This is a genomic window from Sphingomonas sp. PWP1-2 (genome assembly GCF_049898305.1).
GTDB classification, from domain to species: domain Bacteria; phylum Pseudomonadota; class Alphaproteobacteria; order Sphingomonadales; family Sphingomonadaceae; genus Sphingomonas; species Sphingomonas glacialis.
In genome coordinates this window covers 396,619-418,123 of sequence record NZ_JAFCXM010000001.1, presented here as the reverse complement: position 1 = coordinate 418,123, position 21,505 = coordinate 396,619, and the positions used below count along the sequence as shown (strand labels likewise).

Annotated in this window: 22 protein-coding genes and 1 tRNA gene; 9 read left to right on the top strand and 14 right to left on the bottom strand. The window is 61.7% G+C overall.

Annotated elements, in window-relative coordinates; genetic code table 11:
• Positions 1–21: 21 nt before the first annotated feature.
• From ACP7C5_RS02020 to ACP7C5_RS02000, 5 genes are all read left to right on the top strand, one after another.
• Complete coding sequence (locus ACP7C5_RS02020) at positions 22–2,376, top strand: putative bifunctional diguanylate cyclase/phosphodiesterase (protein ID WP_426263015.1); 2,355 nt, start codon at positions 22–24, stop codon at positions 2,374–2,376.
• A gap of 47 nt (positions 2,377–2,423) precedes the next feature.
• A tRNA-Trp gene (locus ACP7C5_RS02015) sits at positions 2,424–2,500 on the top strand.
• Between the two features lie 243 nt (positions 2,501–2,743).
• Complete coding sequence (locus ACP7C5_RS02010; RefSeq protein ID WP_426263014.1) at positions 2,744–3,310, top strand: hypothetical protein; 567 nt, start codon at positions 2,744–2,746, stop codon at positions 3,308–3,310.
• A 241-nt stretch (positions 3,311–3,551) separates the two neighbouring features.
• Positions 3,552–3,896 carry an HU family DNA-binding protein gene (locus ACP7C5_RS02005; protein WP_426263013.1) on the top strand — a complete coding sequence of 115 codons (345 nt, stop codon included), beginning with the start codon at positions 3,552–3,554 and terminating at the stop codon, positions 3,894–3,896.
• Positions 3,886–4,119, top strand: coding sequence for a hypothetical protein (locus tag ACP7C5_RS02000; protein ID WP_426263012.1), 234 nt, complete (start codon positions 3,886–3,888; stop codon positions 4,117–4,119). Before ACP7C5_RS02005 ends, ACP7C5_RS02000 begins: the two co-directional genes overlap by 11 nt.
• A 544-nt stretch (positions 4,120–4,663) precedes the next feature.
• Here ACP7C5_RS02000 and ACP7C5_RS01995 read toward each other — a convergent pair.
• From ACP7C5_RS01995 to ACP7C5_RS01965, 7 genes are all read right to left on the bottom strand, one after another.
• Entirely contained in the window at positions 4,664–5,017 is a 354-nt protein-coding gene (locus ACP7C5_RS01995; RefSeq protein WP_426263011.1) for a hypothetical protein, read from the bottom strand.
• Between the two features lie 109 nt (positions 5,018–5,126).
• Positions 5,127–5,732, bottom strand: a complete 606-nt coding sequence (locus tag ACP7C5_RS01990) for a hypothetical protein (RefSeq protein WP_426263010.1) — start codon at positions 5,730–5,732, stop codon at positions 5,127–5,129.
• Positions 5,732–6,478, bottom strand: a complete 747-nt coding sequence (locus ACP7C5_RS01985; RefSeq protein WP_426263009.1) for a TIGR04255 family protein — start codon at positions 6,476–6,478, stop codon at positions 5,732–5,734. The genes ACP7C5_RS01990 and ACP7C5_RS01985 overlap by 1 nt, the downstream gene beginning before the upstream one ends.
• A 208-nt stretch (positions 6,479–6,686) precedes the next feature.
• Entirely contained in the window at positions 6,687–7,481 is a 795-nt protein-coding gene (locus ACP7C5_RS01980; protein WP_426263008.1) for a hypothetical protein, read from the bottom strand.
• A gap of 76 nt (positions 7,482–7,557) precedes the next feature.
• Complete coding sequence (locus ACP7C5_RS01975) at positions 7,558–7,779, bottom strand: helix-turn-helix transcriptional regulator (RefSeq protein WP_426263007.1); 222 nt, start codon at positions 7,777–7,779, stop codon at positions 7,558–7,560.
• Positions 7,780–8,111: 332 nt separating this feature from the next.
• Positions 8,112–8,504, bottom strand: coding sequence for a hypothetical protein (locus ACP7C5_RS01970; RefSeq protein WP_426263006.1), 393 nt, complete (start codon positions 8,502–8,504; stop codon positions 8,112–8,114).
• 3 nt (positions 8,505–8,507) lie between these two features.
• Complete coding sequence (locus ACP7C5_RS01965) at positions 8,508–9,506, bottom strand: hypothetical protein (RefSeq protein WP_426263005.1); 999 nt, start codon at positions 9,504–9,506, stop codon at positions 8,508–8,510.
• Positions 9,507–9,679: 173 nt separating this feature from the next.
• On the opposite strand from ACP7C5_RS01965, the gene ACP7C5_RS01960 reads away from it, so the two are divergent.
• From ACP7C5_RS01960 to ACP7C5_RS01945, 4 genes are all read left to right on the top strand, one after another.
• On the top strand, positions 9,680–9,889 hold the full coding sequence (locus ACP7C5_RS01960; protein ID WP_426263004.1) for an XRE family transcriptional regulator: 210 nt from the start codon (positions 9,680–9,682) through the stop codon (positions 9,887–9,889).
• A gap of 83 nt (positions 9,890–9,972) precedes the next feature.
• Positions 9,973–10,515: a hypothetical protein gene (locus ACP7C5_RS01955; RefSeq protein ID WP_426263003.1), complete on the top strand. Its 543-nt coding sequence runs from the start codon at positions 9,973–9,975 to the stop codon at positions 10,513–10,515.
• Between the two features lie 303 nt (positions 10,516–10,818).
• The gene (locus ACP7C5_RS01950; protein ID WP_426263002.1) at positions 10,819–12,072 is read left to right on the top strand and encodes a trypsin-like serine peptidase; all 1,254 of its coding nucleotides are present in this window, start codon (positions 10,819–10,821) and stop codon (positions 12,070–12,072) included.
• 155 nt (positions 12,073–12,227) lie between these two features.
• Positions 12,228–12,443 (top strand): hypothetical protein, encoded by a 216-nt coding sequence (locus ACP7C5_RS01945; protein ID WP_426263001.1) that lies wholly within the window; start codon positions 12,228–12,230, stop codon positions 12,441–12,443.
• 5 nt (positions 12,444–12,448) lie between these two features.
• Here the strand turns inward: ACP7C5_RS01945 and ACP7C5_RS01940 are convergent, their stop codons facing one another.
• From ACP7C5_RS01940 to ACP7C5_RS01910, 7 genes are all read right to left on the bottom strand, one after another.
• Positions 12,449–12,919, bottom strand: coding sequence for a hypothetical protein (locus ACP7C5_RS01940; RefSeq protein ID WP_426263000.1), 471 nt, complete (start codon positions 12,917–12,919; stop codon positions 12,449–12,451).
• Positions 12,920–13,559: 640 nt separating this feature from the next.
• Positions 13,560–17,198 carry a hypothetical protein gene (locus ACP7C5_RS01935; RefSeq protein WP_426262999.1) on the bottom strand — a complete coding sequence of 1,213 codons (3,639 nt, stop codon included), beginning with the start codon at positions 17,196–17,198 and terminating at the stop codon, positions 13,560–13,562.
• Positions 17,195–19,090, bottom strand: a complete 1,896-nt coding sequence (locus tag ACP7C5_RS01930; protein ID WP_426262998.1) for a D-Ala-D-Ala carboxypeptidase family metallohydrolase — start codon at positions 19,088–19,090, stop codon at positions 17,195–17,197. The genes ACP7C5_RS01935 and ACP7C5_RS01930 overlap by 4 nt, the downstream gene beginning before the upstream one ends.
• 2 nt (positions 19,091–19,092) lie before the next feature.
• Positions 19,093–19,788 (bottom strand): hypothetical protein, encoded by a 696-nt coding sequence (locus tag ACP7C5_RS01925; protein WP_426262997.1) that lies wholly within the window; start codon positions 19,786–19,788, stop codon positions 19,093–19,095.
• Positions 19,779–20,216, bottom strand: a complete 438-nt coding sequence (locus tag ACP7C5_RS01920) for a hypothetical protein (RefSeq protein ID WP_426262996.1) — start codon at positions 20,214–20,216, stop codon at positions 19,779–19,781. Before ACP7C5_RS01920 ends, ACP7C5_RS01925 begins: the two co-directional genes overlap by 10 nt.
• Positions 20,216–20,650 carry a hypothetical protein gene (locus tag ACP7C5_RS01915; RefSeq protein WP_426262995.1) on the bottom strand — a complete coding sequence of 145 codons (435 nt, stop codon included), beginning with the start codon at positions 20,648–20,650 and terminating at the stop codon, positions 20,216–20,218. Before ACP7C5_RS01915 ends, ACP7C5_RS01920 begins: the two co-directional genes overlap by 1 nt.
• Positions 20,650–20,967, bottom strand: a complete 318-nt coding sequence (locus ACP7C5_RS01910; RefSeq protein WP_426262994.1) for a hypothetical protein — start codon at positions 20,965–20,967, stop codon at positions 20,650–20,652. The genes ACP7C5_RS01915 and ACP7C5_RS01910 overlap by 1 nt, the downstream gene beginning before the upstream one ends.
• Positions 20,968–21,505: the final 538 nt, after the last annotated feature.

Genomic DNA, 21,505 nt, shown 5'->3' with positions numbered 1-21,505 from the left:
TCCTTGCGGTATAGCGGGCGCGTGAGCACCGAAAACACATCCCAATTCGCCAAGCCGCATATCGACGCGCGAGCACTGCTTGGGCTGTACGATCCGGCGGACACCACCGATTGGGCGCCGATCCGCGCCGCGCAAGTCCATGCCGGTGGGCAGTTGGCGCTGTTCCTGCTCGCCGCCAACGTGATCGGTGCGGCGATGGTCACGCTGATCCTCCAGCGCAGCGCACCGCTTTGGGCGCTCGCTTGCTGGGGTGCGGTGGTCGCCGCGATTTCGGTCGCGATCACCTTCCGCCGGCTTGCCGCCAAGCAGCGCGGCGCGGCGACGCTCGCCGCCGTGCGCGACACCGTGATCGAGGGCATCGCGCTCGCCACAATCTGGTCGGTCCCGCCGCTCGCGTTCGGGTTCAACCCCGACGTCGGCACGGCGCTCGGGCTGTGGATCGTGCTGTCGGTGCTGATGACCGCATCCGCTGTCGCGATGGCGGCACTTCCGCTCGCGACGTTGAGCTTTCTCGGCATCCTCGGCCTGGCGATTTCGGTCATGGTCCTGCGCATCGCCGGGCCGGTCCTTGCCGCCTCGGTCGCCTTGTTCACCACGCTGCTGATGATCGGCTGCTTCACGCGGGCGCGTTCGCTCGTGCTCATCCGCTCGGGCGAGATCGCGCTTGCCGAGCGCGACGAGACCGTCAGCCTTTTGCTGCGCGAAGCGAAGCAGGACGAGAGCGCCGACTGGCTGTGGGAAACCGATGCTGCGCGCCGCGTCGTGCGCGCATCGCCGCGCTTCGCCTTGTCAGTCGGGCTCGACCCCGTCGGCGTGAACGGCAAGTCGCTGCTCGAAGTGCTCGCCGGGAAGACCTGGGATTCGGGCAGTTTCGCACCCGCGCTGCGCACGCTTGCCGAAAATCTCAAAGGCCGCACGGCGTTTCGCGGGCTCGTGCTGCCGGTCAACGTCGCCGAGCAGGAGCGCTGGTACGAAATCGCCGCCAACCCGCGTTATGACGATCACGGTGCATTCCTCGGCTTTCGCGGCGTCGGCGCCGACGTCACCGAACAGCGCGCCTCGGCCGACAAGATCAACCGCATGGCGCGGTTCGACACGCTCACCGGCTTGCCCAACCGCCTCCACGTCAACGAAGCGCTGTCACACGCGATGGCCGATGCGGAGAAATGGGGCAGTCGCTGCGCCTTCATGATGATCGACCTCGATCGCTTCAAGGCGGTCAACGACACGCTGGGTCACCCGATCGGCGACCGCTTGCTGAGCCGTGTCGCCGAACGCCTCACGACGCTGATGGGCGCGAACGAAGTCATCGGACGGCTCGGCGGCGATGAATTCGCAGTCGTGGTGCGCGACGCGAGCGATACGCAACGACTCGAGACGCTCGCGCAGACGATCGTCGATGCACTCGCCCGCCCCTACGATATCGATCATCACACGCTCTACACCGGCGCGAGCGTCGGCGTCGCGACCGGCCCGCGCGATGGCCGCACCACCGAGATGCTGATTCGCTCGGCCGACCTTGCGCTGTACCGCTCGAAGGACGCCGGCGGCGGCAAATTCCACCATTACGAACCACAGCTCCACGTCGCAGCCGAAGAACGCCGCGTGCTCGAACAAGCGCTGCGCAAGGCGCTGACCAATGACGAGCTGCACCTCACCTACCAGCCGGTCGTCGATGCCGGGAGCGGCCGACTGACGGGGTTCGAGGCGCTGGTGCGCTGGACGCATCCCGAGCTCGGCCCGATCTCGCCGGTCAAGTTCATCCCGCTCGCCGAGGATGCACGACTGATCGCGCCGATCGGCGAATGGGTGCTGCGCTCGGCGTGTGCCGAAGCGGCGAAATGGCCGGGTGACGCGCGCGTCGCGGTCAACGTCTCGCCCGAGCAGCTCCACAATCCGGGGTTCGTCGCGGTGGTCGCCTCGGCGCTGGCGAACAGCGGGCTGCCCGCACGCCGGCTCGAGCTCGAAGTGACCGAAAGCGTGTTCATGCGCGACGATACCGGCGCGGTGAAGTTGCTCGAACGGATCCTCGATCTCGGCGTGCGCTTGAGCCTCGACGATTTCGGGACGGGCTATTCGTCGCTCGGCTATCTCAGCCGTACGCGCTTCTCGACGATCAAGATCGACCGCAGCTTCGTCATCAGCGCATCGAAGAAGGTGCCCGAGGCGATCGCGATCATCCGCGCGGTGGTCGCACTCGCGCAGAGTCTCGGCATGGCGACAACGGCCGAAGGGGTCGAGACCGAGGACGAGCATCTGATGGTCCAGGAATTGGGCTGCACCAAGGTCCAGGGCTATTATTTCGGCCGCCCGCTCCCGGTCGAGGAAGCGCGCGTCCTGGCGGCGCGTGCAGCGCAGAATCGCGAAGCTGCATGAGGGTGCTTGCAGCGGAGGCAACCTCTCGCTAAACGAGCCCACCTGATAGGGGTGTAGCTCAGTTGGTTAGAGCGTCGGTCTCCAAAACCGAAGGCCCTCGGTTCGAGTCCGAGCTCCCCTGCCAGGTTTTCCGCCATTTCTTTAGCCTGTGGCATCCCGCCAAACGCAGCGGATAGCATCAGATAAGCACAGGATAAGCGCCGGGTGACGATTCGCGGTTGTCGTGTCGATCTCGAGCCCAAGTTGCATGGCGTAGCCCTGCCGCCCTCTAAACCGCCCTCTATTTTACTGTAGCAGTCGCGCGCGGGCCGCGGGGCTTTCACCGCGGCGTTGGTCAGCATAGATTTGCTCTCAGGGGTGAGACGCGATGTTTCAGTGGTACATCGACACGATCGGGAAACTCGGCCCCGGGATCATTGCCTTGCTCGTTCTCTTCACGACAAGGGGCCAAAACAGATGGCAGGACACGATCAGCATGCGTGCGGCGATGGTCGAGGATCAGAAGTTCCGCTTGGCACTGCTCGAACGCCGCAACGTGGCGATCGATAAGGTCCGATTTGCGGTACAACACTTCTGGGTTGAAGGTGCTTTGCGTCGGGAGGCCGCTACATCGACGGGGGAGGCGCTTGAGATTGCAGAACTGGTCTTTGACGACGCCGAACGAACAACGATCGAATCTTTTTTGCGGCAAATATGGAAGTGGCAGTCGCTAGACCGCCGTATCACTTCGTTGCAAAACAGCCGCAGCGAGGAAGACGAAGAGCGCTACCTGAAGACCGTCGACGAAATCTCCGATCTCGAGGATACGATTCTTCGTACCGTTGAGCCGTTGATTAAAGGGCTGCGCGAAGCAACGCGCGTAAGCTCAATCCCTGCGCTCTCCCGAAATCCTGTCAGGCTAGGTTGGTCCCTTAGAAGGAAAAAGGGTGATTGATCGTTTCCAGGCACTATGCGCGCGCGCGTATTGGTCGCAAAACCTGCAAGCCTTTTATGACATGACAAAACCCCTGCTGACCTAGTGCCCCCAACAACACGCAAGCGATCGGCAAAAAAACTGCCAGCCGGTTCGACTCGGGTCGGCTAGTGTTCGGGATTGCGCGGAACGCCAAGATTCGAGATATTCGTCGCCCGCATGATCCGGAAATTGTCTATTACGGGCTAGGCAAGGGAGCGTCATGGTTCGAACCGATCTCATCAGACTAATAGCTGCTCAGTGGCCCGATCTACCGGACGGCGACGCTGAAAAGATCGTTAGCGCGTTTTTTGATGCGATTATTCAGCGGTTGGCCGATGGCGGGCGTGTAGAGGTTCGCGGCTTCGGCTCGTTCACGACCCGAGCGCGCGACGCTCGTACTGGTCGCAACCCCCAAACTGGAGATTCCGTCGAATTGGCAGACCGGCGTGTTCCTTGGTTCAAGGCGTACAAAGATTTGTTCGCGGCGATAAACGATGGACGGTCGCCACGGGACACGTCCGCAGGCAACGCGGCTGTAAGCAAGAGGAGCAATCATGGCGGATAATGAGCACACCCAGGCGCTGTATAACGATTGCACGAATTGCGGAGCATCAGGCGAGTATGCGCCACCGCCCGTAGATCGCGGGGGCGGGAGCTGGTCTCAGCAATCTCCGGGGGCTTGCCCGGATTGCAAAGGGGTCGGCGCTATCCCTACATCGGAGGGCAAGAAGATTCTCCATCTTGTTAAGCGTTTCACCAGGGCAGGCAGGATAGAAATTCCTGAATGACTTATGTGCTGAATGGCCAGAAGTAGAAGCCGATCGACGGCTTGCGGATCGACCACAAGGTATTCAGATACGAGGGCTCTGCGCAGCCTATTTTACACCCCACGGGGAGTAGGGCGAGCGTTAGAAACCGCTCGCCCGGACCCTTACCGATGAGTGCCATAGCTGTGGCTACCAACCCGACTGCTGTAGTGTCCGCCACGATGGCTCGACCCACCATAGCTGCCAGAGAAGTGGCCACCGTGGCTTGAAGTGTGATGCCCGCCGCCATAATGCGGCCCACGACTGGCTTGAGCACTACTCGCGGTGAAAAGCGCGACCGCTAGAATTGCTAACTTCATATTTTTTCTCCTGTTCGAGTCGGGCATGTCGCCCGCTCTCAGGAGATCATCGCGTCGCAACGGAAAACGGCAAGTCAGAAGAAGGAGAGAAAGCGCCGGACCGCGGCGGACAAAGCACTACCGACGCAGCCGGGGCCGAACATCTCGCCCTAGCCTCAGAACGAGGGCCGCACGTGCAGCCCGAGCGACACCCTAGACCGCAGTCACTAGGCAGGCCGGGGTGGCAGGCCCATTTGCGCGACGATCTCATAATCCAAGAACACGTCGCTGGCGAAAAAGGCGAGAAGATCAAGATCGTCGTAGGTGAAATGACGAACCTCGGCATGACCGGGATTACCATCGACAGGCGCGTGAACGACCCGGACCGTCTTTTCGTATCCAAGTGCAGCCCGCTTAACCGCGTCGACGCTAGCCCAGGCGAACACGGCTTCGGCGCCCAATTTCTTACTGGCTTGGCTCTCGCGATAGGCGACAGCAGCTTGTCGGCGAGTGTCGGGTGACAGGGGCCCGAAAAACTCCACTTCTGTTACCGAAAGCCCGCCGCCGTCCTCATCACGCATCGCAAACGCCGCAGCCGCCAATCCAAGCGGTAAGGCGGTATCAGGGTCATGAAAGCGCTTTGACTTTGACGCAAAGCGCATGACGTGATGAGCATCCGCTAACGCCCGCCTAGCGACCATCAAACCAACGATCGGCGTTGTATGGCTGCAGAACCTCGCGGAGTCTTTCAATCGGGCTCGTGCCGGTCGCGCGTTCCGGACCGTTAGGGGTAGCGTTCTGAACCAGCCAACGAGTCCGACTGGCCGGTAGGAATTCCACGGTCAATTTGTCTGCATTGTCCTGCCACATTGCCAGCAAATTGCCGTTCGGCATCAGTGCCAGCGCAGGGCGGCTGTTCACCTTGTGGTAGACAACCGCCCGGACAAAGCATTTATAAGATTCGATCGAAACCGGCGCATCGCTGTCGGCCCACTCATCCGCTTCATGTAGGGCATCTATCTGCCGGAAAAGCCTGTCGCGGGTCTCTCGATCGAGGTGCATCGCGACGCGCGACGTCCACACCTTGACCGATGCCGTAGCAGCAAAGAGCACTTCCCCTATCGTTTTGCGCCGCGCCGGAGCGATGCCCAGCCGAACCGCAGGCGGGTCGAAACTGGGCGCTGAAACCGGCTTGAAAGAAAGAGGTAGATCGCTCGTATTCCGAAGGCTTTGCAACACCTTAAGTTTGGACGAGCTGATGCTTGGGCTGGTCTCAAAATTCAGAGCTGCGTGCATTATGCAAATGCCCTTCTAGCGAGCGGAGTTATTCCGGCTTCGAAAATTTCGTTCTTTAGCTGCCGCATTTCGTCCAGCTTCGTTAATATATCGTCATGCTTTTGAGGAACGTCAACATCAGCGCTAACGTCAATGTCGAACGTGAACGCCATGGTCTCAGGTATCTCTGGCTCAATAACGGCAGATTGTACGATCGACACCAAGCCCGCTCGGTCAGCGTGTACTCGCCGCGTTAACCACTGATAGCCATTTTGAGGATCAAGCAGCGGCCCGACCTCCAGCCGGTAATTTAGATAATGCTCGTTATGAAAGAGACTGTCGTCGGAGCGGGGGACATCCAACCGGTTTATGTAACGGAGCCCCAGCCGACTAATCGAGCGAGCGCCCCACCCCTTATGAAGAAGGTCCATTTCGGTGGAGACCCGAGCGCGGATTTCTGCCCAACCCGAGTATGGTGCTAAGCGCGACCAAATGACCGAGCCATTCCTCAAGGCCACAACGTCAACCTGATCAAGCGAGGTGTGCCGGTAAAGCGGGCTAACCTCTCGAAACTCGGCAGACCGCTCTCCGAAATTCATCGTTGCTTCGACTTGTTGCTCTGCGGTCACTGTGTCGTATCGCTTCGCTATCCGATCGCTCGCTTTTGCCACCCGCGATAGATTAGCTTGATCAGCATAACGAATTTCGACCACAGCCTCCAAGATCGGAGGGCGTGAGTAGGCGTGATGTGCCGAATCGGTGGTCATATCGCTCTGTAGGTCGCACCTCGACGGGGATCAATCGTTCGATCGTTCCGCATCCCTGCGTAGTTTTTCACAACTGCGACACCCTGTCATAGCGGGTAGGGCAGTCGCTTCTCGGTTTCAAAACGGCGGCAATGCAAGCTAGGGGTTCACGACCCGAACCTGGCTTCTACTATCCCCTACATCAGCACCCCGCGCGGCACCGGCACAGTCACCACATCGTAGCGCCCATATTTTCCAACCATGAGGCTGACGTCTCATCGCCCAGTATATCGAGTAGGGTTCGATTGCCTTCCCACCCGACCGCCATATCCAGCGATCGATTGCCCCAGCGATCAGCAAATTGTCGAAGCGAACGAAATGCGAATGTCCGCGCGCGCCGCTCGATCTCGTGCGGCTGAACGTCGCCAGTGAGTAGCGCGACGTACATATCGCTAGCAGCGTCATCCGCTATGTCAGGGGCGACCATACGCCCGATCGCACGTCGGATGCGCTGCAAGGTCGGGTCGGTGCGGACATAAGCATGTGGGGGCGGCTCAGGGTTGCGGGGAAGATGATGCTTGGCGCGCCAATTGGATATGCCGCCAACGCTGCGACCGGTCATTTTGGCAATCTGATTGTCGGTCATTCGCTTATCGTAGAGAGCGCGCCTGGCTGTCAGTTCTGCGATCTTTTCGGCGGTCTGGCCGCGGGGGCGATTGGGGAAACGCTCGACGCTGGAAGGCAAATTGTTGGCTTTGCGCCACTCGCCGACTCGCAGACCTTTTTGCCCGACGCGCTCCCCAATCTCCCGATCATTCAAACCCTCGTCGTACGCCTGTTGCCTCGCTGCTCGTCGTTCGGCTGACAGATGCGCGTTCCCATAAGTGCAAGGTATTGCAAGCAGCCCGCGGCATTTACGCCACTGGAAAATGGCAGGCCTTGAGACACCAACGGCCAGAGCTATCTCAACATCGTTTTTTCCGGCTTCGTAAAGCTTCATTCGGTCGTCACGAACCTTCGGCACTCGACGCCTCCACCGAATCGCTCGGTCAGCGCGAACGATGGTAGGCCAAGCAGCGCCAGCGCCGGAGCCTATTCTACTAAGGCGCCCGATAACCCAGCGGATCGGCGATGAAGTCGCTGATGTCGCTCTCGTACCAGGCGACAGCACGGATGCTGAGCTTCTGGCATCGCGGGAATGTGCCTTCTTCCATGCGCCGGTAAACGGTCGAGCTGGCAAGGCTTGTGCGGCGTTTGACCTCGGGAAACCGCAACAAGCAGTCGCGGCGGCGGTCTTTGGCGGGGGTGGCATTGTCGGTCATATCAGTGATCTCCCTTGCGAGGCATCCGGCCGAAGAACAGCGAGAACGACAACCCGAACTCTTCGAACGCGAGACAGTGGCAAGGCCCCTCCCCTTTGGCGTCCCAGCGCTCGAGGCCGTGGGCGTCGTACTGGTAGGAGATAGCCGGGGCCATTTCCTACCAGAACGCGGCGAGCTGCGCACCGATCTGGCGGGCGGTGGCGGCGCTCATGACGGCATCGCCGCGAATGCGAGGGCGCAGATAGGCCAGAAGGCCAGCCCGACTGCCAAGGACGCCGCAGCGCCCCCAACGGTAAGGCCGCTCCCGAGGAACGAGCGGGAAAGCAGCGCCGTCATGCCCTGCCTCCCCGCGCCAAGATCCGTTCGGCATCGGCGCAAATCGTAAGCACCTCGTCAGCTTCGATCTGACAGCCGCGCGACCACACCGCCAAGGCGGCAAGCTTTTCGACGGTCGCGCGCATATCCGGTGCCGGCGTCGCAATCAGCGCGTCGTATGCGTTTCCCGCCGCTTCGGTTGCTGCGTCAAGTTCGTCCTCTCCGCAGCCTGCGGTATCACAGGCACGCACAAAAACGGCATGGGCGCGCTTGAACGCCTCAAGCCGTTCATTGAAGGTTGAGGCCCCCAGGGTCGGCGCGGCATGAACCGAACCGGCAGCGAGCGCGGGGAGTGCGATGGCAGCACCGAGAACGGCGCGGCGCGTGGCGGTGGCGGGATGATTGCCCATCGCTCAACCCTCCATCGCTGCGAGGCGGCGCACGTCGGCCACGTAGGCGGCGATAAAATCCGGGCACCACTGGGGACCGTATTCGCCGTTGTCGGCCGCTTCCCCGAACAGATATTCTGCCTTCCGGCTCAAAGCCGCGTTGTCGGGCGCGGGGGTCGTTACCAGCGCGTGCAGAGCATCGGCGCGCTTGGCGTCGGCGTCATCCCATGCTTCGCTTTCGATAGAGATTGCGTCAACCGTAGCTTGTTCCGCGACGAGCGCGGCAAGGGCGCTATCCCAGGCCGCGCCACCGTTCGCAAGGCGGGCGGCGGTCTTGTCGGTCGCGATGCGCTGTAGATCCTCGATCGCGCCCCAAAGCATGCGGGCGTAAAGGTCAGCCACGCGCAGGCCCTCGGCGAAGGCTGGGGGCCGATCATCAAACACGGCCAAGTCAGACCACGCCTCTTGCGCGCCGCAAGCGAAAGCGCGCCGAAGCTTCATGATCGCGCCCGAAACCGTGCGTGCCGGCTCGGCGTTAAGCGCGTCGTCGGCAACGTCCATCACCGCGAAAAGCTGGTCGCTTTCGCCTTCAGGCAATTTCGCTTCGGGATCGTTCCGCAGCACGCGAGCGGCAGCGCGGTACTGCTCGAAAGCCGCGACCAGAGCAGGGTTTTCGCCGGCCGTGCTGTTCGCGCCAGAGGACGCGAGGCGCAGCACGTCGGCAATGATCGCCGCACAGTCGTCGCCGTCCATATGCTGCCCATCCGGATACTCGGCTTTGACGAGTTCGCACTTCTGCGCGAGCTGCGCGAACGACGCGGCCGGGGTTTTGGTAACAACGGCGAGCGCCGTGCTTGCGCGGTCCACGAGCTTTTCCCATGCGGACTCTTGCGCCGCGTCTTTCCAATCGTTAGGGGCCGCGGCGTCCCGTTCGGATGCTACATTGCGGTATGTCGAAACGGCAGCGTTCCAGTCGTGAGCATTGGCAGAAGCGTGGGGTACGCTAAGAGCGAAATTAGCCATGATTGATCCTTGTTCGATCGTTGTGGTTAGACCGGGCGGAAGGGGCCTAGACCTTCCTCCCGGTCGCCTGCTTTATGGGCAAGACCGTATTAAATTGAGCGCTCTATAGGGTTGCGTCAATACCCAAAGCGTATTAATTCTACGCTATGAGCATGACGCCCCAACAGTCCCGCATGGCACGCGCCGCCCTCGGCATGTCCATTGTTGATCTAGGTAAAGCCGCGAGTGTTCGCGCCGCCACGGTCTCCAATTTCGAAAGCGGCGGGGAAGCTTACGCCTCTACGATCGCGAAGTTACAAACCGCGCTCGAGACGAGGGGCTGCGTCTTTGTCGGCAACGGGGAGGTTTCGCTAAAGGGCGGGCCGGGAGTTCGCCTGCTTTAGAAGGATGGCGCGAACGGAGTCAGCACCGAGTTGAACCCCGTCTGCGATCTGTTCTCACAATGTTCTAGCCGAATCGCGCCGCGATGTGCTTCACCGCGGCCATGGTCGGTCCCATCAAAACCCTGACAGACCTGCGCCGCATCGAAGCCGCGGTGCGCGTGACCTGCAACGAATGCGGCCATGTCCGAATGTGCGATCGCGAGGCGCTAATACATCATCGCACGATGCACCGCGCCGGTCTGGACTGGGCATCGGTGCGCTCGAGCCTGCCGTGCTGGAACGCGCGGTGCGGCAGCGCGAACACCCGCGTCGAGGCCCTGCCTTTCAGCCAGGACCGCGTCGAGCTCCGCCGCAAGCGCGCCGAGACGATCCTGATGAACTTGGCGCTCAGCGTTCTGCACGCGGCGTCCTATCGCGCAAAGGACGCGCCGATCGCCACGCCCGATGTCCGCCTGGCCCTTCGGGTGCTCTATCCATACCTGCGCGACGAGACGCACCTTCGATCCTACTGGGCCGCCGCCGCGGCGCCGCGCGACCATGCGTGGGATAGCTGTCACCGGCCGTACGAGGCAATCGTAGCGGCGCTGCTACAGCGCGGGCTCGCGGTCGAGGCTGAATTGCGCTGATGCCGCCGAGCCGCGCGCTAGGGAGCCTTCATATTTGCTGACACGTTGTTGAAGGTGGTCTTCAGCTTGTTACCTAATCCTTGCATCGCGGCGTCGGCACGGATCAGCATCCTCGTAATCCGGTGCCTGCACTCTGGCGATCCGCACCTTGATGCCGTTGGCGCACAAGAGAGGTCCGTCGCTGTCGTGGACGAATTGACGGCGGTCGTTTGATGTCGACCGATTTGGACGCTTAGGCATTTGGCGACGGCCATTCATGAGTTATGCCCACCGACAGTGGCTGAACCTCGAGGATGAACCCGGATGACGAGCGATGAAGCTGTCCAAATGATTTCAGGTGCCGTCGGCGCCATCTACGACGGCTCCGACACACGTGTGGAGGCCTACAGCCTTCAAGGTCCTCTTGCGAACGCCGTCGGAGCGATTGGTGCTCTTGTCGAGGCGGATCGCCTGACGCTGGGGCCCGACGGAAACTACCATTTCAATCCCATTGGGACCCTTGCCGACCTGGTCAGGTCGACGACCGGGGCGCCACTGGCGCCGGACGCCCATTTCTATGGCCAGCAGCTTGGCCCTGAAGGCACCTGCTTCATCGTTGCCGACGGGGTCTGCGCGACGGCTGCGCACAATCTGTGCGAGCCGGGCACGGATCAGCTGTGGAGCCACAGCAAGTATGCGGTAGTCTTCGACTGGCAACTTGGTCCGGATGGAGAGTTTAGTCTAGTTTTCGACCCCGCCAAGGTGTTCGCGATCTCCGGTGTGTTGGCGTGGTCATATAATTTCGGCCGAACGTCGCCAATCGAGGACTGGGCGATATTCCGTCTTACTCGGTCGACCGGCGCGCGGCCCATTCTTAAGATGGGCGGCCAATTCACAGGACGCTCCGTCAACGTGATTGGGTTTCCGGACAGCTTGCCGATGAAGGGCTGCGGCGGGAATCTTGTAGGTGTGAGCGACATACAGCCCTTGATGACGCTAGCCGTCGACGTTTTCCAGGGAAACTCCGGCAGCCCGGTGCTGAATGCCAATGGCGAGGTGGTAGGCATCATCTCGGATGGACCGGAACGGGAATATGAGGTCGGAAGCGACGGATACGCGCGACCCGCTGAGTTTTCCTCGACGGATGGGCCCTTTATTGGAGCACAGTATGGTGGGACGCCGCCCATCCTGCAGCCAGACGTGGTGGGCAAGGAGGTTCGCTTGAGCTTCGTCCTGGCGGCAGGGGCGTCGATCGAGGATCGTCTGTCATTGGACGTAGTGAACTGGCTCACGAATTATATCCGCATGGATGGGCCATTCCAGGTGGGAGACACCGTATCGTTCTCGCTCACCGGCATCCGGCCGGGCTATCAGATTTGGAGCTTGGACGAAATCGACATCATAGCCCGCACCTTCTGGGCAACAGATGATCTCGTGATCGATGATGTCGCTTTATTCGTCGACGGCGTTCCGATTGAGAAATGGGGAGCAACCAGAGTTAATGTCGGAGACGAGACGAGCCTCACTCTCCCCACTCGCTGGCCGCCTATCAATGCTAGCGGCATCAGACCTGGTTGAATGGCTGCGGGGCGAGATGCGCTGTAGAATGGCGTCCGCTATTGAGCGACTTCTGCCCGACCGCTTTGGCCGGTCACCGCTCCCGACGCGCCGGATGGCTTTGGATAGCTTGGGCAAGCCAACTCACCGGCGTGAGGACAACTATGATCCGCAACATGATGCTCGCAGCTGCCTCGATCGCGCTGCTGTCCACGCCTGCGCTCGCCGCGCCATGCCGCGACGCAAAGGGCAAATTCATCAAGTGCGGCACCGCCGCGCCCGGCAAGTCGAACCGCTGCAAAGCCGCCAACGGCAAGTTCGCGAAATGCGACATGAAGCGTGCGGCGGTGATCGTAACCGGCCCGCCTTTGCGAATGCCGAGCGCTAGGTGACCAGCTTAGAACGCGTGTGCGGTGGGGTCGACCTTCTGGCATTCACCAGAATATGAGCCGACTTTCCCGCCAAGCGACACTGTCCCGGTGCGTCGGTCCAAACGGATGTTGGGGTGATTTATGAGGTTTATCATCACTTTCCCCGTGATGTAATCGTCGCCTACCACCATGTCCTTTACGTTGAACCAACCTCCATCGCCGCCATGGGCAGGCGGCAGAAAGCGACGAGGGACGCGTGCCGTCCCTACTCCGCCGACGAGGTTGAAATCGAATTGATCTTCGAAATCCTTGTGGCTGGTACGCGTGCCGAACGCGCTGAACGTATTACCATTCGAACCGAAGCCGACCGCCGACGCGCCATTGACGACCTTGCGCTCGCCGACCCCCCGGCAAACAAGGTGCAGTTCAAGTCCCGCAACCGGTGGCGAGGCCCCAACGGCGCCAGCCTGTGCTAACAGAAGCATCCAGATCATCATGTCCCCCGAATGTCGCACCAGCCCATGGCTAACGCTATCAGCGTGGAGTGTACGATCACGCACCTGCCACGACAACAGGCGCGCGCTCCTATGATCACCATCGAAACAAAGGGATAAAACGCCCGACCAGACCGATCTCCATCCCTGGGCAAGTTAGGTCGGGCGGCACGGTTGCATCGCGCCACGACGCCGGTCCCCTTTGAATAGGGAAGCTTGCAGGATGGTTGATCAAGCGAGGCACACAGGTACATACGAACCGCACCTGACACTAGCGAAGGCCGCGCTATGTATCTGCTCGCAATGCTTCTTGCAGCCCAAGCGCCAAACGACCCCACGGCTTGGAAACTGGTTTTGCAGTGGGGTAGCAGCGGTGGCGTTACTGTGATCGCCGAGCCAGAACCGTTGCCAGGAGGCCGTCAGGACGCTCGAGGCAGAGGCAGCGCGCCGCATGGAGAACACGCGGCGCAACAATCCACCGGGCGGCATAATCGTCAATTACCACGCCCCGCAGGCGTTCTGCATCCCGGGTTAAGTGGGCACATCTGGCTTAGCCAAGCCGCACGAATCACGCTAAGCGCAACTCATGCGATCTTGGTCTAAAGCATTCTTTGTCGGCCTCGCGCTGTCGTGCGTGCCTCTATCAGTACCCAACGCTATCGACGGAGCTATTGCCGGGTGGAGCCGCTGCGAGCGATGTTGGAATTGAGCCGCTAGCGCCCGAGAAGGCCCCCGAAACGCGCGGGTGCAACTGGATGACCTGAGCGCCCGCTGTCGCCTCTATGCGCGTCAGCCCCGTCAAGCCCTTCTTGACCTCGACCCAGTGGGCGGACGTCGCACGCTTCAACAGCGTGGCAGCAAATTCCGGATCCAAGATCGCCTGGGTAATAAGCCGCTTCACCTCAGCCTCATTGCTCAGCGCCTTAAGCACCTTGCCGAGTAGATGCTTAGCCGCACCCGTCGCGGGCCCCAGTGCCGGCGCCATTTCCATCAGATCGGCGAACGATCGATTGAGCGCCGTCTCAGATCCGGCAGGCTTGGACATCGTTGCAGCGAAATTAGCCGATTGCAGCTCGCGCCCTACCGACTGCAACACAAGCTTTTGCTGCGACGTGAGAGCATCCCCGGCGCGCGCCAGTACGTTGCTGATCGCGGCGCGCGTCTTGTTGATCGAGGGGACCTGATCCCCGCTAGCGGTGAAATTCGGCCCTTTGCCGGCGTCCACGATATAATCCCCCAGCGCACGGCGAAAGCCATTCACCGCGTCGCGATCGATCTTCACTTGCGAATGAAGAAACCGCAGCTGTCGGCCGGCGTCCGATCGCCGTAGAAGCTGCGCGACAAACAAACTTGGATCAACGCTAGGATCTGCCACCTTGGCGAGCGGTGACGCTAGAATCTGATCGTGAAGCGCCGTCCGCTCTTTGAGGCTGGCGGTTTCCTCTGCAGTTGGCCCAGAGCGCGCCGCAGCGGCCTCGCCTACCTTCGCAGCGTCCAAAGCTCCGCTATGCGCCTGTAGGGCCTGCAAATCGGCTTGTACGCGAGGAAAGCGGCGTGCAGCCTCGCCATACTTCACAGCGAGCGCCCTAGCCTGCGCAGCGGTCGTCACGTTGCCTTCATCGACAAGGCGGCGGATTTCCTGTCGCACGATGTTTTCCGCCTGCTCAGGCCCCACCGCAGCCGTAAGCCCTTCGATCGTATCGCCACCCGCAGCGCCAGGCCGAACAAGCTTTGACGAGATCGTATTGTCGCCGGTCACAGGGTTATTGAAACGGTCCCGCGCAAACACCTTTGCCGCGTCGCCAGTTTCGAAGATCCGCCCCTGCTCGAGCCGAGCCGCTCGAGCCGCGGCCAAAGCCTTTGCACGCGCCGGCCCGCCCGCGACAGACGCTTTCGCCCCGATCGCGCGGCCTACCATCTTGATAAATGCAGCCGTCGTGCGATCCGGCGCCCGAGCCGCCATATCATAGGCGCGGCGTTCCCAGCCCTCCAACGTCCGGATTCCCACGGTGTCGGCGTTCATCACGTCATTGAAGAAGGTTTGCGCATCGGGCGGGATGGAGGTTGCGCCATCCCCGAAATACTGATCGCGAATATCTGCCAAGCCCTTTTGGAAAGGCCCCATGACCTTCCCCGGGGTCGGTTCGGTTTCCAGATCCTGCAGCGTGCGGCGCTGGTCGGGCGCTCCCGTCATCGCCTTATGGAAGTCGCGCCAATCCTCATTGGACATTTTCGCAGAGTCGTACCCGTGCTTATCAAGCTCGGATTGCCAATACTCGCGGTTTTTGACGGCGTTGTCATAGTCGTAAGCCGCGTTGGCATCGCGTGGCCGAACCAGCCGGGAAAGCCCCCGGTGTTCCAAGTTAATTTCCTCGGCAAAGTCTGCCAGCGTCGTGCCAGGAGGAACGAACTTTGCTTCAATCGCCGCCTCTAGCTGGCGATCGAGCGGCAACCCGCGCGAATTGATGAAGCCCGGTTCGGCGTTGTGGATCAACCCCGAGTGCCGCAGATCGTCCGCGCCCATGCCATCCGACTTTACGCCCCCGTTGGCGCGGATGAACTGCATCAGGCTTTGAGGCTTTTCCGGCAGCGCCGCGCGCGTCGCCTTTATCGCTTCCTTGCGGAAAGAGCTAAGGCCGGCGTCACCCAACTGCCCGCCCAGGTAATGGTCCACCAGCTCGGCAGGACGCAAAACCACCGGCTCGTTATCGGTAAGATGCGGATGATTATAGGCGTCCGCGGTTTTCTGACGCGCCGCGGCATATCCATTTTCAAAGCGGGTACGCGCCGCCGCGCCCGTAGCATCGCGGTCGGCTTCGGGGCCGATCGTTGAGCGGGCTTGCGTGAGGTTCGTCTCTGCGGCCTGTCGAGCATCGGTGGCGCCGACGTTCTCGAGGCGGATACGGTCGGCAATCGCGGCCTCGCGCATTGCGCGCTGCGCGGCGGTCCCGGTTTCAGCCGCCGAGAGCTGAGCGCCCGCAAAATCCTGCACCGCCTGCGGGTTGCCACCATCGAGAGCGCCCGAGATGGCGCCGGTACGTGCAAGCGCGTTTTCGGCGTGCCGCTCCCCGATCGCGGAAGCGGTCGCGAGGTCGGTGTTGGCGTGCCCGCGCTGAAAGCCCGCAATGCCGGCATCGTTCGCGACTTCTGCCAGGGTCGGACGCGCCCCGCTAAGCGTCGGGGCCGCGTTGTCGATCGCTGACAGAACATCGGCGGTGGAGCCCGTCCCAGCGTTCTGGATAAGGTCCGCTGCACGCGTCTGAGCACCGCGGGTAGTAACCGAGGATACGGCGCCCCGAACGGCGCTGGAGGCCCGCTGTAGCAGGGGATCGAGACGCCTGCCCGCTTCGCCCAGGCCAAACGCCGTACCAGCCCCTAGAAGGGCCTCCACGGGGGCATTTAGAAGCGCTTCTTGCGGCGATCTGGCGTCAAGCGCACCATGCGCGCCGCCATAGATCGCGCCGGCCTTGGTACCCTGATTACGCAGCGCGACCAGCACGGCCGAGCGCGCTTCGGTAGCGGTGGCGCCAGCGGCGAGCGCATTGGCTTCGACCCTAGCGGCCAAGCCTTCAAGTCCGGTCGGAATAGCGAGGCCGGCGATAAGCTGCGCGCCATGATAGAGGACCGGGCTATTATCGGAATTGCTGGCAGCGAGCGACGACAGGTTGTCGCGCGCGGCCTCGTAATCCTGCGAGAGCGTCTGTGTCGAGTTACCCTCGATATGCTTGTCTAGCGCGTCGATCCCCGCAAGGAGCGCGTCACCGCCTGGAATGACGCTGTGCGCACCGTCGAGTGCCGCGACATAGCCGGGTTGCTTGGCAACCTTCGGAAAGTCATAGGTCACGCCGTAATTGATCTGGTTTCCGCGCCCCTCGCGAATTGCCTTGTCCCGAGCGGCGACAAATCCCTGGATACCCTGGCGCGGCGCATATTGGCGGGCGATCAAAAACCCGTTGATTGCTCGAGCGTCGCCAGTCCGCAGCAAATGCCCATAGGCCGCTTCATCTTCGGGCGACAGCTTCGCGCCGGGTTGGTTGAGCTGGTCAGCAAACCCGCCTACCATCTGGTCCGGAGCTTCCGATGGCGCCGCAGCAGCAGCCGGCGCACCGCGCGCTTGGATTGCCGCCTGGATGTCCGGGTGCGACTCGAGCTGTTCGGCGGTCAGACCGGCAGGCGCTTCAATGTCCATGACTTCGCCGCCCCCGGCGTCGATCGTGTAAATCTGGGCTTGCCCGTCTGGCGCTGGCGGGCCGAGATGCTGTTGCTGTGCCGGTGCGATCATTTCGCGCGAACTCCTAGGATTTTGATTTGGAACGGAGCGGCGGAGGCACCGGGTTTGTAATTCCCGCCGACATTGTTGCGCAGATCGTTACGCACATCGCGGGGCGCAGCTCTGGCGGCGGCGATTTCCTTCATCATCTGCTGGACGACGACATGGTAGGAAGCTTGGTCCTGCGCTGTGTTCAGAATCTCGCGCGCGTGATTCTGCGCGTCCACGGTCGGCACGCCGGTGGGGCTGACTGCCCGCGCGTAGGTGTTGACCAGCGCATTGTTGGCCGTGACGAACCGGCGCAACCGCACGTCGTTCGTTCCGCTCTGGACCGACTGAACCGCTCGGGCAACAGGCGTCCAGCCCGCACGCGGGAGCGCGTCAGAAGCCGCCAGCGCCAGAGGGGCCAAGCGTTGCGCCTCGGTGGCGGCAAGCTCGACTTGCGCCGTTCGCGTGCCCGTCGCCCGCTCGCTCGCCACAACGCCGCTGAAATCGGCCATCTGTGCGGCGATGTCGCGGCCTGTCATGCCCTGCGCGAGCGCCTGCTTGGTAATCGCGGCGCGGACTTGAGCGATAGCAGCGCCGCCCTGCTTGCCACGGCCGAGCCCCTGCAGAACGGTCTTGTCCCCAGCAAGATACTGTTGCGCCATCATCTGGGCAGATTCTGGCGTTAGCTGCGTCGCGTCGGACGGCCCACCGGGGATAGGTTCGAGTGTGCCGTTCCCCTTGAAACGATAGCCCGAAGGAGCCGGCCCGCTAGCACCGCCTGGGCGCCCCTTTGACGTGTATAGAACCTTTGTCCCGCTCTCGTTGAAATGCGCCTGCGAGGTCGCAGGAGCGGCGTTCGGGCTCGCACCCTGAATATGGAAATGGTCCCCGGTCGAATGCGGATCACCCGCGTTTTCGTGGATCACTTGGACGCTGGCGCCCTGCTGCGCGTAATAGTCCTTTACCTGTTGCGTCGTGACGCCCTTAGGGAAAACAACGTCGATCGCAGTGCCGGCGACGTGCTGTGAATTAGGGACACCACCAACCGCGGCATTGTGCTGCGCAGAACGAACGCCCGACGTGACAGTGCCGCCGAAAGGGACCGATTGCGCAAGCTGCGCGCTCGTCCAGCGGGGGGAAGGGTTGGCAGACGTTCCGGGGCCGGTGCCCTCCGACACGCCCGAGCTACCGCCTCCGCCGCCGCCTACCTGTACGATCGATTCGGAGCCGTCCCCGTTCGCCACCTTCTCATAGGTCGGCTTTTCAATGCCCCGCGCGACCACGGCGTTATTGCCATCAAAGCGAGTGTCGCCAGCGCCGAGCGTGTAGCCGTCCGGACCAGCCAACGCTTTCTGCGCTTTAGCCAGACTCTCTGCGAACTTGCCGTCAGTGTCGACCGCGGCAAGATGCATCATCATCGTACCTTTGACGGCGTTGATTGCATCTTTGTCGCCCGACTTTAGAGCGGCAATCTCCTGGTCGTAATCGTCGGTTGGCTGTCCCGCCTTAGCGCTCGCATCCCGCAGCCCCTGTAGCGAGGTAATCGCGAGATCCGGCCGATTGTTGTGCAGCGCACTGACGATCGGGGCGACAGCAGCGATGTGGCTTTGCCTGACTTCCGGGTCTTTGATCGCCCAGAATTCCTTTACCGCTTCGGTATGCGACGGATACTTGACCGCGATCTGGGCTAGGCCGTCCGTCGTCGGGTTCTTGAGATACGTCCCCCAATCATTTTGAAAGCTCGCGTCGGCAACGGCCTGCTGTTTCATCTGGTTAAGCTTGGCCGCGTTGAGCGCGATATTCTGGTCGTCAACCTGCTGCTTGCGTGCGTCGTTCTGCCCCTGCTGGAAGAACTGACCAGCAAGGCCCGAGTTAGACGCGAGCATACTCATTAGCTGTGTGGGATCGGTTGCCATGATTACCAGATCCCCGTCTGAGCGGTGTCGCCAAAGCCGCTTGCCTTGAGCTGCGAAGGCAACTGCAACGTAGATTGCGGGTTGAAGTACTTGCCCGCGATCTGGCTGAGACTGTTAAGCGTATTCTGGAAGGAATTTGCCCCACCCAGAATACCGCTAGCAGCGGTGTTGCCGCCTTGCGTCAGGATGGAAGAAACTGCGTTACCAGTATTGGACGCGGCGGCATTCGTGCCAGATGCGCCAGCCTGCCCGACATTCACCAGCGCCCCGAGGTTGCCTAGCTGCTGCTGGATCACGCTGGCGAGAAGGTTCGAGCGGTTATTGTATAGGCTGTTCTGCGTATTACCGCCTCGCAGCCCGCCCGTTGCCGCTGCGTTCTGCAAAATGGCATCGGTCCCGGTCTGATCGAGCGCCGTAAAAGTCGGAGAGGCCTTGAGCGCGTCAATCGCGCCCTGTTGACCTGTCGCACCGCCAGCCCCCAAGCCTAGCAGGTTCAACATGCTGGCAAGGCTCGACGTGCCCGCCTGCGTATACGGCTGGTTGTTCGCCTGGATCGTGTTGAACTCGTTGCGCTGCTCACCGATGGCGGCTTGCTGCGCCTGCGCCTGGGCTTTCGCCGCCGCCTGCGCCCCCTTGCCGCCCGTGATTCCGCCCAAGATCGAACCGGCCGCGCCGATTCCTGCTGCTGCTAACGGCACGCCAATTCCTTCCTGAAACGTTCGACCGGGCCGAACTGATCGCTGTTTGAGATGCCGAGGGACGCCATCCCGAGCTGTCGGCAGAACCAGCGAACGGGAAGATTATTGACCGGGCAGGTTCCGAGCAGGACGCGGGCGCCTGTTGCGCTCGTCAACCAATCGAACATGGCAAGCGCCGCGGTGATAGATTTGCGGCCCCGGCACGATCGGCGGAACATGCTGTGAAATTCCCAGCCTTCCGCGGTGTGATCGAAACAGATCATTGCGCCGCTTCCGTCCGTCACGAACAGGAGCGCCGGATTGTCGATCCGATCGCGCATATCGACGCGCTTAATGCCAGCGGGGAAACCGCAGAACGGCAGAATATCCGGATCGTTCGCAAAGCTGTTGACCAGATCCAGGTCGCGGGTGGCGAAAACATCGACCATCAGCGCGCGAGACCGTCTAGGCGGCATTCGAAGACAATGTCTGTGGCGTCCGAAGACGGCATGACCCGCCCACCGATGAGCCGGCCGAAGATTCCCACCTTGCGGTTAGCTCGGGGGGCGGCGCCCCAAACGATGGTAGCGCCATTGTCGAACATCCACTTGAGCATTGCTCGCGCGGTGTCGATCGCCTTGCGACCGCGGCAGGTTTTCGCGAAGAGCAAATGTGCCTGGAAAATGCTAGGAGCGGTGTAAGTGAACGCCGCGACGGCATCGGCGCCATTCGTCAACACAACCGCGCCGGTCTCTTCAAAAGGACGCGCGATAAGCGGCGTCCAATCCATAAGCCGATCGTCCGCGGCGACGAACTCGCGCACGCCGTCACTGTTCGCGATCCGGTTGATTAGCGCAGCGTCACGGGTGGCGGTGATCGTCATCAGTGCGTGACCACCGGGAACGGCGCTTCGTCGTTAAGCCGCAGATCGTGCGCGAGCTGTTTCCAGCCGGCAGCGCTCAGCACCTGCCCGACAGCGTGCGCGGGATAGTCTAGCAGGATCTCCCAAAACTCGGTTTCAGCGCGGCCAGTATGTGCAGCGGCAGCACGCGCGAATGCACGCCCGCTCATATCCAAGATAAATTCTGCCGCGTTAAACACGTCGCGATCGGTGCGAACCGGGGCGGCGTCCGGAATACTCGGAGGCCCACCGAAGCCTTTGAACACGCTTTCGCCTGGACCGGCAATTAGCCAGTCCATCCCCCCGGCTGTCGGATCATATGTCATTAGCTGTGCAGCTCCCGGCGAATTGCAGCCCGAATGAATTCGGAAAGCGTCATGCCATTCGAGCGTGCCCGGTGTGCGGCCGAATTGATCAGCGCATCATTTACCCGAAACTGGGCAAGTGTGTTGTGGACTTCAACGCGCATACTGCCTCCATGGCTTGTCAAGACAGTATTACGACAAAGCGCGCCGAACGGCTTGTTATGGTTTCACGGGGTTGCCTGATCAGAGGCGTGCCATCCGCGCGCGGAGACATTGCAAAACCCCCGCCGAGCAGGTCCGTAAATCGACCCTATTTTACGGCTCGAGAGCAATGTTGCTTACAAGGTTAGGCTTTGCACGCGCACGCACGCGCGATGTGTCCGGAAATGCGGCCCCACAGATCGCTGCCTAGCTAAATTTCCGCTGACCTCGCGCGCGTGCGCGTACTGGTCGCGAAACTCCCCCCGGCTAAGCCTGTCTCGCACAATGGCGGGGCATCCGTGCCTTTTTGGGGAATCCAATAATTCCGGGT